Here is a 15,011-nt window from a genome sequence, read left to right on the forward strand (position 1 = left end):
CATCTACACGGTCCGTGGCCGGGCGCCCGGCTCTGGCCACCCCGGGACATTTGTCACCGCCGACCGCGTATCCGTGGCTCTGCTCGCATCCTCCTCCCGTCCCTAGCGTGGACGGCATGGAAGCTCCCGCAGTACGTCTGTCCGGAATCACCCGGCGCTTCGGCGCCGTCCGTGCCGTCGACGACCTCGACCTCACGATCGAGACAGGCGCCGTCGTCGCCCTGCTCGGCCCCAACGGGGCGGGCAAGAGCACCACCATCTCGATCATGCTGGGTCTCGTCCCGCCCGGCACGGGCACCGTGGCCCTGTTCGGTGAGCCGGCCGCCGACGCCGTCCGCGCCGGCCGAGTCGCCGCGATGCTGCAGGACGCCGGATTCGTGCCCGGCGCCACCGTCCGCGACGTCGTCGAGTTGGCCCGCGCGTTGTATCCGCGGCCGCTCGGCACCGACCGGATCCTCGCGACCGCCGGTGTCACCGACTTCGCGAACCGGCGCGTCGACCGGCTCTCCGCCGGTGAGACGCAACGCGCCCGGTTCGCGTTCGCGCTCGCCGGCGATCCCCGTCTGCTCGTGCTCGACGAGCCCACCACAGCCATGGACGTCGCCGCCCGCCAGCAGTTCTGGACCGCCATCCGCGCCTACGCGGCCGACGGCCACACCGTGCTGTTCAGCACCCACCAGCTACACGAGGCCGACGACGTCGCCGACCGCATCGTGGTGCTCGCCGCCGGCCGCATCGTCGCCGACGGCCCGCCCGCGCGGATCCGGGCCATGGCCGGCGTCGGCACGTCGGCCCGGCTGGACACCGCGTTCCTCGCCCTGACCACCGACGGGCCGGACACCGACGGGCCGGACACCAAGACCATCGAAACGGAGCACTGATGCGCGCCTATCTGCGATTCGAACTGCGCCGGCTGGTCCGCGACCCGCGTCTGATGTTCTTCTCCATCATCGGACCGGTCGCCACGTACCTGATCTTCTCGGGCTGGTCCGCCGGTGAACGCCTCGAAGGACTCGCCGCGCCGGTCGCCGTCATGATCGGCCTGGCCGGGTACGGCGCCGTGGCCGGCGTGCTCATGGTCGGATCGGCGGTCTCCCAGGAGCGCGCCGTCGGCTGGCTGCGCCAACTGCGCGTCACCCCGCTCACCTCCGGGCAGGTCGTCGCGGTGAAAACCCTGATCGGATCGATCACCGCCATCCCACCGGTGATCGCGGTAGGCATCGTCGCGTCGATCCAGCACCACGTCGAGCTCAGCGCCGGCCGATGGCTCGCGTTGTTGCTGCTGATGTGGACCGGCACCGTGCCGTTCGCCCTGCTCGGGCTCGCCATCGGCTACGGCGTGTCCCCGCACGTCGCCGTCCCGGTCAACTTCCTGGTCTTCCTGGCCCTGTCGGTGCTCGGCGGCCTGCTCGTGCCCGCCGCCTACTTCCCGGACGACCTGCGGCACCTGGCACACGCGCTGCCGACGTACCGATACGCCGAACTGGGGTGGCGCTCCGCCGCGGGGCAGCCGCCCACCGCGACCGGGCTGGCCGTCCTCGCGGCATGGACCCTGCTGTTCGCCGCGGTCGCTGCCGGGGCCTACCGGCGCTCCACCGCGCGCCGCTGACAGCGGATACGGTGGCGATCATGTCCGGTTCCATCCCCGAGCTGATCGATCGCGGCCGGCGGCGCCGTGGATTCGTGCTCGTGGCCGCCCACACCGCATGGCTGTGGCTCCTGCTGCCGGCCGCCACCACGGTCGCGGACGGCCGAGCGCGCCCGGCCCTGCCCTCCGCCGCCGGACTGATCGTCTTCGTGCTGCTCTACCTCGCGCTCGTGGCCGTACCCGTCACGAAGCTGCCCGTCCCACCGGCGCTGCACCACGCCGGGCTGGCGCTGCTCGCCCTGCTCGGCATCGGCCTCGCCGCCGTGCACGCCGCGGACTCCGACGGCTGGCTGACCCTGCTGCTGTACGTGTGCTCCGCCGGCGCGATGGGCCTCACCAGGCCGGCCTGGGCATTCGCCTGGGCCGGCGGCAGCGTCGCCGCCGTGCTGCTGATCGCCGCCGCCTACCGGCTCCCCGCCGGCGACATCACCCCGACCGCACTGATCACCGCCCTTGCCGGCGCCTCGGCCATCGCGTTCGTGCACTTCGTGAGGCTTGTCGACGAACTCCGTCACGCCCAGCGCGAACTCGCCAGAACAGTCGTGGAACGCGAACGGCTCCGCTTCGCTCAGGACCTGCACGATCTGCTCGGCCACACCCTGTCGCTGATCGTGGTGAAGGCCGAGGTCGTACGCCGGCTCACTCTGACCGATCCGCGGCGTGCCGCCGCCGAGGCCGCCGACATCGAAGGCATCGGCCGCACCGCCCTCACCGAGGTCCGCGAAGCCGTCACCGGCTACCGCGGTCACGACTTCCGCCGCGAGCTGGCCAACGCCCGGACCGTCCTGGCCGATGTCGGCATCGACGTCACGGTGACGGAGAACGGACACCCTCTCGGCGCCGGAGCCGACGACGCGTTCCGCTGGGTGCTACGCGAAGCGGTGACCAACGTCCTGCGCCACAGCCGGGCCACCCGCTGCGACATCACGGTCAGCACCGACGTCAGCGGCTCGACGCTGACCATCAGCGACAACGGCGTGGGCGGCGAGCCGACGCCGGGCACCGGCCTGCGCGGACTCACCGAACGGCTCGAACAGGCCGGCGGCACCCTGAACATCGGCGCGGCGCCCGGCGGCGGCCTGCGATTCACCGCCCGCATTCCCGCCGCCCGGCTGGAGGCGGTGACCCGATGATCCGGCTGCTGCTCGCCGAGGACCAGGGCATGATGCGCAACGCCCTGGCCCTGCTGCTCAACCTGGAACCCGACATCGACGTGGTCGCCGAGGCCGGCACCACCGCCGAGGCCCTCGACGCCGCCCTGCGCGCCCGCCCCGACGTAGCCCTGCTCGACATCGAGATGCCCGACGGCAGCGGCCTCGACACCGCGGCGACGCTGCGCGACGAGTTGCCCGGTTGCCGGGTGCTGATCCTCACCACCTTCGGCCGGCCCGGCTACCTGCGCCGGGCCATGGAAGCCGGCGCCACCGGCTTCCTGGTCAAGGACGGGCCGGTCGAGCACCTGGCCGCGGCGATCCGCCGGGTCCTGGCCGGCGAACGAGTGATCGACCCGGCGCTGGCGGCGGCAGCCCTGTCAGCCGGCCCCAACCCCCTCAGCGACCGTGAGCGCGACGTCCTGCACGGCGCGGTGGACGGCGCCACGGTCGCGGACATCGCCGCCCGCCTGCACCTGTCCGAGAGCACGGTCCGTAACTACCTCTCCGCCGCGATCGGCAAGACCAACACGCGTAACCGCATCGAGGCGGCACACCGCGCCAGATCGAACGGCTGGATCTGAGCGGCGGTGTCCGCCGGTGCGGCTGGAGGGGCGCCGCCTGAGAGGTCCGGTCGGCGTTGTCGGCGCGGTGAAGATGATTTCATGAGCATCAATGTGCTGACCTGGACTTTTAGGTAAACTTTCAGATTCGCGGACGAAAGTTAGTCTATATAAGTCTTTACTTTTATTGAGGTCGTCCATAGATTCGGGTCATCAGGTAACTGCTGAGATCACCGGGCCGATAACGCGACAACGCCTCCGAGCGTGGCGTCAGGCCATCCACGTCTTTAAATCTTGGGTGCTCTGTCGCGTCCTGCCGCCCGGGTGGAACGGAGACGCATGGACGATACCGCCGGTGGGACCGGACTCACGTTCTCCCGACGTTCGCTGATCGCCGCGGGGACGCTGGGTGCTGCCGTGCCCGCGATCGGCGGCGCCGTGGCGGCGCTACCGAGCGCTCCCGCACGCGCCTCCCTCGCCGCCACCAGACGAGTGACGATCTACGCCGAGGCGCTGCCGGGTGGCCTCGTCGGCTACGGGCTGCAGCGCGGGCAGGCCACCGTACCCGGCCCGATCCTGGAGATGTACGAGGGTGACACGCTGGAGATCACCCTGGTCAACACCACGAACCAGCGCCTGTCGATCCATCCGCACGGGGTGGACTACAGCACCGGCTCCGACGGCAGCCCGCTGAACGACTCGTACAACGACCCGGGCGAGACCCGTACCTACGTGTGGCGTTCGCGGGAGATGTTCGCGGCCGCCGGGCGGCGCTTCATGCCGGGCAGCGCCGGCTACTGGCACTACCACGACCACGCCATGGGCACCGACCACGGCACCGCGGGCGTGGCCAAAGGCCTCTACGGCGCGCTGATCGTGCGCCGGCGCGGCGACATCCTGCCGGACAAGCAGTTCACCGTGGTCTTCCACGACATGACGATCAACAACAGGATGGCGCCGAACACCCCGATGTTCGAGGCGAACCTCGGGCAGCGGGTGGAGTGGATCGCCATCGGGCACGGCAACCTGTTCCACACCTTTCACCTGCACGCGCATCGCTGGGCCGACAACCGCACCGGCATGTTGGAGAGCCTGGGCGACCCCAGCCCGGTGATCGACAACAAAGACCTCAACCCGGGCAGCTCGTTCGGGTTCCAGGTGCTGGCCGGTGAGGGCGTCGGCCCGGGAGCCTGGATGTACCACTGCCACGTGCAGAACCATTCCGACGGCGGCATGGCCGGCATCTTCCTGGTGCGCAACGCCGACGGCAGCATGCCGCCCGGCGCCGAGGAGGCCATCCACCGGTTCCAGGGACACACCCACGGCACTTCGGGAAGCCACACCGATCATCAGGGGGCCCACGGATGAGAGCAGGGGTACGACGAGGGCTGTCCGTCATCGCGGCGGCAGCCCTGGTGGTGAGCGGGACACCGGCCATCGGGAGCGCCGCGCCGGCGCCGGTGGCCGCGGTGGCGCAGACGTCGGTGATCGTCTTCCACGGCCCGGCAGCGGAGCAGGAGGACCCGGTCGTCACCGCGGCGCAGACGGTCCGGCAACTGGGACAGGCCGCCGGCATCGCGGTCGACGTCACGTCCGACCCGGCCGTGTTCACGGCCGCCGAGTTGGCCAGGCACCGGGCGGTGGTGTTCCTGTCGGCGGGCGCCGCGGCGCTCTCCCGCGATCAGGAGAGTGCTCTCACCGCGTACATGAAAGGGGGTGGAGGTTTCGTCGGCATCGCCGACGCGGCCAAGGCCCAGCTCGACTCGACCTGGTTCACCGGCCTGATCGGCACCCGCCCCGCCGGCGCCGTCCCGGCGGCCGAACCCGTCGCCACGGTGACCGCCAGCGGCGAGAACGCGCCGAACGAGACCAAGGAGAAGCTCACCGACGGCGACGCGAACACCAAGTGGCTGGTCCGCACCCCGACCGGCTGGGTGACCTATGAGCTGGCGGCGCCGAAGACGATCACCGGGTACGCGCTGACCTCGGCCAACGACTTCGCGGGCCGGGACCCGAAGGACTGGTCGTTGCAGACCTCGCCGGACGGGCAGGCCTGGACCGACGTGGACAACCGCGCCGGGCAGACGTTCACCGACCGCTTCCAGACCCGCCGTTTCGACCTGGCCGCCCCGCAGAACGCCCGGTTCTTCCGGCTGAACATCACCGCCAACGCCGGCGAGCCGCTCATCCAGCTCGCCGACCTGCGGCTGTTCACCGCCGACAGCGTTCCCCCGGCCTCGCCGGCGGTCAACCGTTCCGTGGTGGATGTCCTCGACCGGCAGCACCCGGCCACCGAAGGGCTGCCGGCCACGGTCACCCGGTCGGACCGCTGGTACAACTGGGACCCGAACCCGCTCGGCACCGTGCACACGCTCGCCCAGGTCGAGGAGCGCCACTACAACCCGGGGCCGGCTGCCAACGGGCCGTTCCATCCGGTGTCGTGGTGCCGCGACTACGACGGCGGGCGGTCCTTCTACACCGGCATGGGCCACACCGCGGAAAGCTACGGCGAAGCAGGCTTCCGCCGGCACCTCACCGGCGCGCTGAGCTGGGCGACAGGCATCCAGCGCGGCGACTGCCAGGCCACCATCGCGGCCAACTACAAGACCGAGCGGCTGACCGCGGCGAACCAGACCGGGCAGCTCGACCAGATCGGCGAGCCGCACGGGCTGACCATCGCCGGTGACGGCACCGTCTTCTACGTCGGCAAGGCGGCCTGCCCGAGCGGGCCGGTCGTCAGCTGGGACGACCCGTTGGTCGGTCTGGGCTGCGGCACCATCCACTCCTGGAACCCGCGCACCAAAAAGGTCAAACAGCTGACCACGCTGCCGGTGATGGGCAACCGGGGCAGCGGCTCCGAGCTGGTGAAGAACGAGGAGGGTCTGCTCGGCATCGTGCCGGACCCGAAGTTCGCCGAGAACGGCTGGCTCTACGTCTACTGGATGCCGCACGACTCGATCGACCGGGTCAAACGCGTCGGGCAGCGCACCGTCAGCCGGTTCACCTACGACCGTGACACGCAGAGCATCGATCAGGCCACCCGCAAGGACCTGCTGCGATTCCCGGTCCAGATTCACAGCTGCTGCCACGCCGGCGGCGGCATGGCGTTCGACAAGCAGGGCAACCTGTACGTCGGGTCCGGCGACAACAACTCGTCCGAGGGCTCGCAGGGCTATTCCGGGAACAACTGGACCCAGGAGTACGCCGGGATCTCGTTCCAGGACGCGCGGCGCACCTCCGGCAGCACCGACGACCTGGCCGGGAAGATCATCCGGATCCATCCGGAACCGGACGGCACCTACACCATCCCTGAGGGCAACCTCTTCCCGCCCGGCACCGGCAAGACCCGGCCGGAGATCTACGTGATGGGCGTACGCAACATCGCGCGCCTGCAGATCGACCCGGAGCACAACTGGCTGACCGCGGGCTGGGTCGGCCCGGACGCCGCGCAGCCGAACCCGAATCTGGGGCCGGCGAAGTACGAGACGGCCACCATCATCACCTCGGCCGGCAACCAGGGCTGGCCGTACTGCATGGGCAACCGGCAGCCGTACCGCGACCGCAGCACCACCGACGCCACCGTGCTGACCGGCTGGTACGACTGCGACAACCTGAAGAACACCTCACCGCGCAACACCGGCCTGGTCGACATCCCGCCGGCCCGGGACAACATGATCTGGTACGCCCCGGGTGGCGGCGGCCCGGTCTTCCCGCCCCGCGCCGACGGCAGCGGCATCCCCACCTACCACGCCGCCGACGCCGTCTACACCCAGCCGTACCTGCGCGGCGGCGGCCAGGCGATCATGTCCGGTCCGATCTACCACCACGATCGGGCCGCCCCGGACAGCGCGGTGAAGTGGCCGGCGTACTGGGATGACAAGTGGTTCATCGGTGACCAGTCGAACGCCGCCAACCGGGTGGCGATCACGGTCGACCCGGCCGGGGTGCCGCAGCAGAAGCCGCCACTGTTCGGTGAGACGCTGCGCGCCATCCTGCCCGGCGGCAACGCCGACAACCGCCTGATGAGCTGGATGGACGCCAAGTTCGGCCCGGACGGGGCGCTCTACCTGCTCGACTACGGCGGCGGCTTCTTCAGCCTGCACCCGGCACAGAAGCTGCTGCGGGTGGTCTACACCGGCGGGGCGCCCACTCCGGCTCCGCAGGCGGCCTCGGTCGCGGTGCAGAACAAGCCGCTGACGCACGCCTTCACCGGCTCGCGATCCGGCGGAGTCGCCCACCTGTGGGAGTTCGGCGACGGGACCAGCTCCACCCTCGCCGACCCGCGGCACGTCTACGACGATCCCGGCGCCTACACCGCCCGGCACACCGTGACCTACGCCGACGGCGAGAAGGTCGTCGTGACCGTCCACGTCGACGTGGGCTGCGCCGTACCGGACAGCCGGGCCACCGTGCGCCTGGCCGACACCGACACCGGTGTGCCGAACAAGACGGCCGGCGGCGGCTGCACGATCAACGACCTGATCGACGACGAGAGCACCTGGGCCGACCACGACGGCTTCGTGCGCCACGTCACCGCGGTGGCCCGTGAGCTGCAGGACGACCGTGTCCTCACCGCCCGGCAGGCCGGCACCCTGATCAGAGCGGCGGCGGCCGCACCGGTCGGGCGGCCCGGTCACACCGGCTACGAGCCGCTCTTCGACGGCACCGCACCGTCGCTGCGGGACTGGGTCCAGGCGCCCTCGGGGTCGTTCGGCATTCAGGCGGACGGAGCGCTGCGCCCCTCCGGTGGCCTGGGGATGCTCTGGCACACCAGGGAGGTCGCGGACTTCTCGTTGCGGCTGCAGTTCCGCGACGTCGCACCGGGCACGACACGCGGCAACAGCGGGGTGTTCGCCCGGTTCCCGGACCCGCGGATCCCGCTGGACCGGCGGCCACCGGGCAGCTGCGGCACGCAAGGTTCGGCCCGCACCTCACCGGCCTGGGTGGCCATCTACTGCGGGCATGAGGTGCAGATCTACGACGGCGAGAGCGGGGAGCCGCAGAAGACCGGCTCGATCTACAACTTCGATCCGGTGACCCTGGCCGAGGCCCGCGTCACGCCGAAGAACGTGTGGAACGACTACGAGATCCGCGTCGTCGGGCAGCACTACACGATCACCCGCAACGGCGTGGTGATCAACGAGTTCGACAACACGCCCGGCAAGACGTCGTCACGGCCGTCGGATCCGGGCACCGACCTGCGGCAGTTCCTGCGTGGGCACCTCGGGCTGCAGAACCACGGCGACAACGACCTGATCGAGTTCCGCAACATCCGCGTCCGCAACCTCTGAGCCGGGGGGGCCGGCCCGCCCCCCCGCCGGGCCCCCCCCCCCGGCCAGGCCCCACACCCGCGCCGCGGGCGCCCCCGCCGCCCCCCCCGCGGCCCCCCCCCCACCGGGAAAGGCGTCAACTCGTGCGAACGTCCCTGACCCGCCGCGCGGGTGCGGCGATGATCGGCATGCTCCTCGCGGTGCTGTCGATCTCCGTGCCGCCCGCGGTGGCCGCAGCACAGACCTTGACCTGGACCGCCGACGACGACATCACCGCATACCGCAGCGCACCGGCCACCGCGGTAGCCGGTGCGACCACCGTCGTGTTCGAGAACAGCGCGGCCACCGGCAACACCACCGGGATGCCGCACACCCTGACCTTCGACACCACCACCGCGGGCTACAACCACGACGTCACTCTCAACATCCTGGCCAGCCCGTTCGACGTGAACGACGGCCGGCACGAGGCCACCGTCACGCTCACACCGGGCAAGTACCGCTACTTCTGCACCATTCCGGGACACAGCACCATGGTGGGCGAACTGACCGTCACCGCGGGCGGCGGCGAGGACACCACCGCGCCGACGGTCACCGGCACGGTCACCGGCAACCGCAACGCCGACGGTCACTATGTCGGCTCCGCCACCGTCACCGTGGCCGCCGCCGACACCGGATCCGGCGTGAAGACGGTGGAGTACCAGGTCGACGACACGAGCTGGCAGACCTACACGACCCCGGCTGTGATCACCGCGATCGGTGACCACGCGGTGCAGTTCCGGGCCACCGACCACGCCGGCAACGTCTCCACCACCGGCTCGGTGTCCTTCCGCGTCGTGGGCGCGCCGGGTGACACCACCGCTCCGACGGTGACCGCCGCCCTGACCGGAGAGCAGGACGCCGCCGGGAACTACCTCGGCCGGGCGACCGCCACGATCACCGCGACCGACGCCGGCTCGGGCGTGGAACGGACGGAATACCAGCTCGACAGCGGCGCCTGGACCGCCTACACCACACCGATCGTGGTGAGCGCCCCCGGCATGCACATGCTGCACTCCCGGGCCACCGACAAGGCCGGCAACACCTCCGCCGTCCAGATGACGCACTTCACCGTTGTGGAGCGCCCCGTCGAGGACACCACACCGCCGGCCGTCACCGCCGTCGTGACCGGCGCACGCGACACCGGCGGTGCCTACCTCGGTACGGCGACCGTCACGATCACCGCCACCGACGCCGAGTCCGGCGTGGACACCGTGGAGTACCGGCTCGACTCCGGCGCCTGGACGGCGTACACGTCCCCGGTGGCCGTGAGCGCGGCCGGCGCGCACACCGTCGGTTACCGGGCAGCGGACAACGCGGGCAACACCGCCGCCGAGAGAGCGGTGTCCTTCACCGTGGTCGCACCGGGCACGGACGCCTGCCCGGACTCCGACACACGAGACACCGTGATCATCGACGGCATCGACACCCGGGTCCCCAACGCCGACACGGGCAACGGCTGCACCGTCAACGACCTGATCGCCGAACGGGACACGTACCCCACCCACGCCGCTTTCGTCCGGCACGTCGAGAGCGTCACCGCGAGCCTCGTCACCGCCGGCCGGCTGACCCCGCGGCAGGCCGGAACCATCGTCCGCGCGGCCGCGCGATCGGACGTCGGCTCATGACCATCGCCCGAACCCTCCCGACCAGGAGCGCCACCATGCGACGTACCGCCACCCTCGCCGCCCTCACCGCCGCCGTCGTCACCGGTTCCCTGCTCACCTCGCCGTCCGCCGCCACCGCCGGCCTGGTGACGCACTGCATCGGTACGGGCGGTCCGGTGACCGTGCCCAACGACCTGCACGTTCCCGCCGGCGAGTCCTGCGCGCTGACCGGCACCGTCGTCACCGGCAACATCACCGTCGCGGCCGGCGCGAACCTCGTGATCGACGGCGGGCGCACCGACGGCACGATACGCATCTCCGCGGACGGCTACCTCGACGCCCGCGGCACCACGATCGGCGGCACCGTGGTTCTGGCGTCCGGCGGCTACGGTGTGTTCCTCAAGAACGCGGCCAGCGGAGCGGTCACCGTGCGCCCCAAGGGCGCCGCCGGAGTCGACGGCTTCCTCTTCACCGAAGGCGCGCGCATCACCGGCACGGTCACCGCCCAGGGCGGCGAGGTGCGCCTCGGCGAGGGCACCGAGGTCACCGGCAACCTCAACAGCTCCGGCACCTACTACACCGACCTGCACGACTCCTTCGTCGACGGCACGTTGTCGGTGCTCAACAGCGGCACGGGAACCGTCGTCTGCGGGAGCGCCGTGCGCGGCAGATCGACGTTCGCCGGCAACGTCGGCGGCGTCCAGCTGGGCCCGAACGGCGCCCTGGACAGCTGCGCCTCCGGCGGCTACTTCGGCGCCGATGTCGGCATCACCAACAGCACCGGCGCGGTGACCGTCGACGACAACATCATCGACGGCGCGCTGACCGCGCACAGCAACGCCCCGGCCGCCGTGATCGCGGCGAGCAACCGCATCCGCGGCGGGGTGATCGGGGCCCAGCCCGCGCCGGCGGCGAGCACCGAGAAGCGGGCTACGGCGGCGGCCGCTCCCCGGCAGGAGGCGGTCCAGGAGCGCGCGGGCGCGCGCCGGTCCACGGCCGTGCAGGAGGCGGCCGCGGCCGGCGAGGCAGACCTGTGACGACCACCCGGCCGGCGGCGCCATCGAGGGCAGGGGCCGCCGGCCGGGTGGTGACGCCTGGTGTGGTGTCACGCCTGCGAGGCGTGCCGCGCACCCATGACGGCGGAGGTGCCGAGGTCGCTCTTGGACAGCGGCCGTCCGGCTGAAGCCGCGTCGGACCAGGTCATGGTGTCCGCGACGGCGGCGAAGTTCGAGTTGAGCAACGTCAGCAGGGTGGTGTGGAGCGTCTTCGCGTCGACGAAGCCGGCCTCGTTGGCGATGTTGATCGTGCCGGTGGCGTCGGAGAGCACCTCGGCGGTCAGGCCGTGGGTCTCCGCCTCCGCGGCGGAGGCGAGCACGCAGTTGTTGGTCATGTAACCGACGAGGGTGATGGTGTCGATCTCCCGCTCGCGCAGCCAGGCGACCAGGTCCGTGCCGGCGAACACGGTGCCGTACCGCTTGACGACGGACTTCCACCCGTCCGTGCGGCGGCTCTCGATTTCCGGGTGCAGCCGGAAGCCCGGCTGGGTGGGATCGAAGACCGGCGCGCCCTCGCCGGCCGTGTGCTGGACGGCGACGACGGGGATGCCGGCGGCGGTGGCCAGGTCGATGGCGCGCGCGATCTGCGGGAGCGACGCGGCGTGCGGCGGGTACTGGATCTCCAGCGGACCGCTGAAGTACTCCTGCTGGACGTCGATGACGATCAGTGCGCGGCGCGGGGTGGTCATGGCTGGCGTGCTCCTCGGCTCGTTGTTGCTGCCTTCAGGGGACACACCGAGTCTGCGGGCGGCGGGACCCTCAGACCATTGGCACGCGTGCAACGCTACGATGGATTCGTGCCAACCTTGGAAGCCGTGCGCATCGCCGTCTACGCCTTCGACGGCGTCACGATGTTCCATCTCTCGGTGCCGCAGATGGTCTTCGACGAGGTGGCACGGCAGGGCCTGGGCGACTGGGAGACGGTGCTGTTCTCCGATCGCGCCGAGTCGATCCGCACCGCCGAGGGCTACACACTCGGCGGCCTGCGGGGACTCGCGGCGGCCGAGGAGGCCGACATCGTGGTCGTCCCCTCCTGGTTCGACGACGGCCGTGCCGCCGGGCCGACACTTCAGCGAACCCTGACGGGGGCGCACAGCCGCGGAGCGACGGTCGCCGGGCTGTGTCTGGGGGCGGTCGCCGTCGCCGACGCGGGCCTGCTGTCCCGGCGCACGGCCGTGACGCACTGGCAGGCCGTCGACATGCTGGCCACACGCCACCCCGACATCGCGGTCGACGCCTCCGTGCTCTACATCGACCACGGCGACGTGCTGACCTCCGCCGGGACCGCGTCGGCGATCGACGCGTGCCTGCACCTCGTCCGTCGCAGGCTCGGCGCGGCGGCGGCCAACCGGGTGGCGCGCAGTCTCGTGGTGGCCCCGCACCGCGAGGGCGGGCAGGCGCAGTACATCGAACGACCGCTTCCCGCGCATGCCTCCGACGAGCCGATCGCCGCAACGCTCGAGTGGGCTCTGCGGCACCTGGCGGAGCCCCTCACCATCGAGCGGCTGGCCGCCGTCGCGCACATGAGCCGGCGTACCTTCATCCGGGCGTTCCAGGCCTCGACCGGCGTCACCCCCGCACTCTGGGTCAAGCGTCAGCGCCTCGACGAGGCCCGTCGTCTGCTCGAATCGACGGACCTGCCGATCGACCAGGTCGCCGCCGTCTGCGGGTTCGGCAGCGGTGTCACGCTCCGGCAGAGCTTCGCCGCGGCGTTCGCCACCTCGCCCTCGGAGTACCGCCGGCGTTTCGACGCCCGTACCACGGACAGCCGTACCGGACAGCGGCCGGCGACCCGCGGTTGAGGGCTCCGCCTCGCGACCGGGTCGTCGTGGCGAGCGGAGAAATCTCACATCGGCGCGCGTCGGAGTGCGAAACGCCGCCCTCGCGTCCGCAGGCGCGGGCAACATCCTCGAACATGGCTGCACAGGCGGGTGCCGGACCGGACGGCGAGCAGGCGGACCGGTCCGCCTGGGCGATCAGCATCTACGGCACGATCAGCGTGGCGGTCATCGTGGCCGAGTACGCGTCGTCGAGCCCGGGCCGGCTCGCCGTGCTCCTCATGGGCTACGGCGTCTCGCTCTGGCTCGCACACGGCTACGCGAGCGTCGTCAGCGGGGCGTACCGCACCTGGCCGTCCTCGCTGCGGCATGCCTGGCCGGTGGCGGAGGCGGCCCTGCCGGCGCTGGCCGTCGCCGGGCTCGCGTTCCTCCTGGGCTGGAGCAACCGGGTCGCCGTGCCGCTTGCTCTCGGCGCATGTCTGATCAACCTGGTCGCGGTGCAGATCGCCGTGCTCCGCCGAGCCGGTCGCCGCTCCCCGGCACGGGTGGCCGCCACCGTCGCGCTGGACCTGGTCGCCGGGGCGGTGGTGCTCCTCACCCTGACGCTGCTGCGCTGACTCGCCGTCGGCCGGGCGGGTTCGCCGTCATCGCCGACCGGGCCCTGACCCGCGGGGCGCGGCGTAGCGTCACGGGTGTGACCGTCGACGTGGCGACCGACATCGTGATCGACCGGCCGTGTGCGGTGGTCGCCGCATATGCCGGTGACCCGTCGCATGCGACGCACTGGTACGCGAACATCGACTCGGTCGAGTGGCGTTCCGAGCCGCCGCTGCGGGTGGGATCCACGCTGGACTTCGTGGCACGGTTCCTGGGGCGCCGGCTCGCCTACACGTACGAGGTGATCGAGTTCCTGCCCGGCGAGCGGCTGGTGATGCGCACCGCCCAGGGGCCGTTCCCGATGGAGACGAGTTACCTGTGGCAGCCGGCCGGCGAGGGGCGGACCAGGATGACGCTGCGCAACCGGGGGGAGCCGGCCGGGTTCGGCAGGATCGCCGCGCCCGTGATGGCGGCGGCGATGCGCCGGGAGAATCGCAAAGACCTGGCCAGGCTCAAACGCGTCCTGGAGGCGTAGCGCTCGGACGGCACACGGGCGGTTGCCCGGCCGTTGTGAGAGTTCGAGCGGGATGAGGCTACATCCCCAGGCAATAGCAACACAGGCATCCGTCACTTTCGAAACAGACGATCCTGCGGTTGGGAAGCATCCTTTGCGGCCCGCCCGAGGGCGTGGGCCGAAGTTTCCGCAGCACTTCCTCGTTCGGGGTGAACAGGCGCACCGGCGGCCCGAACCGGCTGTTCGACTTCGCCTCCGCTCCGAAGCTGATGGTCCTTATCCCGGCGACGCTCAGTCCCAGGAGCCGGTGCAGTTCGATCTGCTCCTTCACCAGTTCCTCGAGCAAATCCCGGCGAACCTCGTCCGGGAGCAGAGATTTGTCCGAGGAGCCGTGGCTGAGGTCCTCGAACACGGAGTCGTCGGCCTCTACCTCGATGGCCCGGAAGGAATCCTCCCAGCGAGCCAATATCACCGTCTTGAACATGCCGTCACCTTCTATCGGTGTTGGACAGCCCTGAGTGAGACAACGGGAAAGCGCGCTGCTGTCGCGGACTAAGGACCATCCACAGGGGAGCCGCGATGGCGGCATCAAGACACCGCACATGGCCTGATCCTCGTCGGTGCCCGTTCCGCGGCTTGCGATCCATCGCATCACCGGCGGCAGCCTCATGCCGAGTCTCTCAGATTCCGGCCCCGAAGGCCTGTCGCCGTTCGGACATCAGCAACCGCCATGCTTCGGCGCGCGGTGTTCCGCCAGGCTCATCCGGCTCCGGCTCCGGCTCCGGCCACGGT

At 71.1% G+C, this 15,011-nt stretch carries 13 protein-coding genes; 11 read left to right on the forward strand and 2 right to left on the reverse strand.

The window, feature by feature from the left end; all coding sequences use genetic code 11:
* Window positions 1-116 precede the first annotated feature (116 nt).
* From QLQ12_RS36940 to QLQ12_RS36975, 8 genes are all read left to right on the forward strand, one after another.
* Window positions 117-881: an ABC transporter ATP-binding protein gene (locus QLQ12_RS36940; RefSeq protein WP_282765502.1), complete on the forward strand. Its 765-nt coding sequence runs from the start codon at window positions 117-119 to the stop codon at window positions 879-881.
* Window positions 881-1,609 (forward strand): ABC transporter permease, encoded by a 729-nt coding sequence (locus QLQ12_RS36945; protein WP_282765503.1) that lies wholly within the window; start codon window positions 881-883, stop codon window positions 1,607-1,609. The genes QLQ12_RS36940 and QLQ12_RS36945 overlap by 1 nt, the downstream gene beginning before the upstream one ends.
* A gap of 20 nt (window positions 1,610-1,629) precedes the next feature.
* Entirely contained in the window at window positions 1,630-2,781 is a 1,152-nt protein-coding gene (locus tag QLQ12_RS36950; RefSeq protein WP_282765504.1) for a sensor histidine kinase, read from the forward strand.
* Entirely contained in the window at window positions 2,778-3,383 is a 606-nt protein-coding gene (locus QLQ12_RS36955; RefSeq protein ID WP_282765505.1) for a response regulator transcription factor, read from the forward strand. The genes QLQ12_RS36950 and QLQ12_RS36955 overlap by 4 nt, the downstream gene beginning before the upstream one ends.
* Window positions 3,384-3,701: 318 nt before the next feature.
* Window positions 3,702-4,730, forward strand: a complete 1,029-nt coding sequence (locus QLQ12_RS36960; RefSeq protein ID WP_282765506.1) for a multicopper oxidase domain-containing protein — start codon at window positions 3,702-3,704, stop codon at window positions 4,728-4,730.
* Window positions 4,727-8,653: a ThuA domain-containing protein gene (locus QLQ12_RS36965; protein ID WP_282765507.1), complete on the forward strand. Its 3,927-nt coding sequence runs from the start codon at window positions 4,727-4,729 to the stop codon at window positions 8,651-8,653. The genes QLQ12_RS36960 and QLQ12_RS36965 overlap by 4 nt, the downstream gene beginning before the upstream one ends.
* A gap of 122 nt (window positions 8,654-8,775) precedes the next feature.
* The gene (locus QLQ12_RS36970) at window positions 8,776-10,296 is read left to right on the forward strand and encodes a cupredoxin domain-containing protein (RefSeq protein WP_282765508.1); all 1,521 of its coding nucleotides are present in this window, start codon (window positions 8,776-8,778) and stop codon (window positions 10,294-10,296) included.
* Between the two features lie 35 nt (window positions 10,297-10,331).
* A complete protein-coding gene (locus tag QLQ12_RS36975; protein ID WP_282765509.1) occupies window positions 10,332-11,312 on the forward strand; it encodes a hypothetical protein in 981 nt (326 codons plus the stop codon).
* A 68-nt stretch (window positions 11,313-11,380) separates the two neighbouring features.
* Here the strand turns inward: QLQ12_RS36975 and QLQ12_RS36980 are convergent, their stop codons facing one another.
* Window positions 11,381-12,019: an isochorismatase family protein gene (locus tag QLQ12_RS36980; protein ID WP_282765510.1), complete on the reverse strand. Its 639-nt coding sequence runs from the start codon at window positions 12,017-12,019 to the stop codon at window positions 11,381-11,383.
* Between the two features lie 108 nt (window positions 12,020-12,127).
* Between QLQ12_RS36980 and QLQ12_RS36985 the strand changes: the two genes are divergently transcribed.
* From QLQ12_RS36985 to QLQ12_RS36995, 3 genes are all read left to right on the forward strand, one after another.
* The gene (locus QLQ12_RS36985) at window positions 12,128-13,132 is read left to right on the forward strand and encodes a GlxA family transcriptional regulator (RefSeq protein ID WP_282765511.1); all 1,005 of its coding nucleotides are present in this window, start codon (window positions 12,128-12,130) and stop codon (window positions 13,130-13,132) included.
* A 113-nt stretch (window positions 13,133-13,245) separates the two neighbouring features.
* Complete coding sequence (locus QLQ12_RS36990; protein WP_282765512.1) at window positions 13,246-13,725, forward strand: hypothetical protein; 480 nt, start codon at window positions 13,246-13,248, stop codon at window positions 13,723-13,725.
* A 77-nt stretch (window positions 13,726-13,802) separates the two neighbouring features.
* Entirely contained in the window at window positions 13,803-14,240 is a 438-nt protein-coding gene (locus QLQ12_RS36995) for an SRPBCC family protein (RefSeq protein WP_282765513.1), read from the forward strand.
* 58 nt (window positions 14,241-14,298) lie between these two features.
* Here QLQ12_RS36995 and QLQ12_RS37000 read toward each other — a convergent pair whose 3' ends face one another.
* A complete protein-coding gene (locus tag QLQ12_RS37000; RefSeq protein WP_282765514.1) occupies window positions 14,299-14,703 on the reverse strand; it encodes a hypothetical protein in 405 nt (134 codons plus the stop codon).
* Window positions 14,704-15,011: the final 308 nt, after the last annotated feature.

This window comes from Actinoplanes sandaracinus (assembly GCF_030009775.1).
Lineage (GTDB): Bacteria > Actinomycetota > Actinomycetes > Mycobacteriales > Micromonosporaceae > Actinoplanes > Actinoplanes sandaracinus.

What these genes read in the sequence shown, in the direction of transcription:
- QLQ12_RS36940 (WP_282765502.1), top strand. Translation starts at nt 117, where the DNA reads ATGGAAGCTCCCGCAGTACGTCTGTCCGGAATCACCCGGCGCTTCGGC.
- QLQ12_RS36945 (WP_282765503.1), top strand. Translation starts at nt 881, where the DNA reads ATGCGCGCCTATCTGCGATTCGAACTGCGCCGGCTGGTCCGCGACCCG.
- QLQ12_RS36950 (WP_282765504.1), top strand. Translation starts at nt 1,630, where the DNA reads ATGTCCGGTTCCATCCCCGAGCTGATCGATCGCGGCCGGCGGCGCCGT.
- QLQ12_RS36955 (WP_282765505.1), top strand. Translation starts at nt 2,778, where the DNA reads ATGATCCGGCTGCTGCTCGCCGAGGACCAGGGCATGATGCGCAACGCC.
- QLQ12_RS36960 (WP_282765506.1), top strand. Translation starts at nt 3,702, where the DNA reads ATGGACGATACCGCCGGTGGGACCGGACTCACGTTCTCCCGACGTTCG.
- QLQ12_RS36965 (WP_282765507.1), top strand. Translation starts at nt 4,727, where the DNA reads ATGAGAGCAGGGGTACGACGAGGGCTGTCCGTCATCGCGGCGGCAGCC.
- QLQ12_RS36975 (WP_282765509.1), top strand. Translation starts at nt 10,332, where the DNA reads ATGCGACGTACCGCCACCCTCGCCGCCCTCACCGCCGCCGTCGTCACC.
- QLQ12_RS36980 (WP_282765510.1), bottom strand. Translation starts at nt 12,019, where the DNA reads ATGACCACCCCGCGCCGCGCACTGATCGTCATCGACGTCCAGCAGGAG.
- QLQ12_RS36990 (WP_282765512.1), top strand. Translation starts at nt 13,246, where the DNA reads ATGGCTGCACAGGCGGGTGCCGGACCGGACGGCGAGCAGGCGGACCGG.
- QLQ12_RS37000 (WP_282765514.1), bottom strand. Translation starts at nt 14,703, where the DNA reads ATGTTCAAGACGGTGATATTGGCTCGCTGGGAGGATTCCTTCCGGGCC.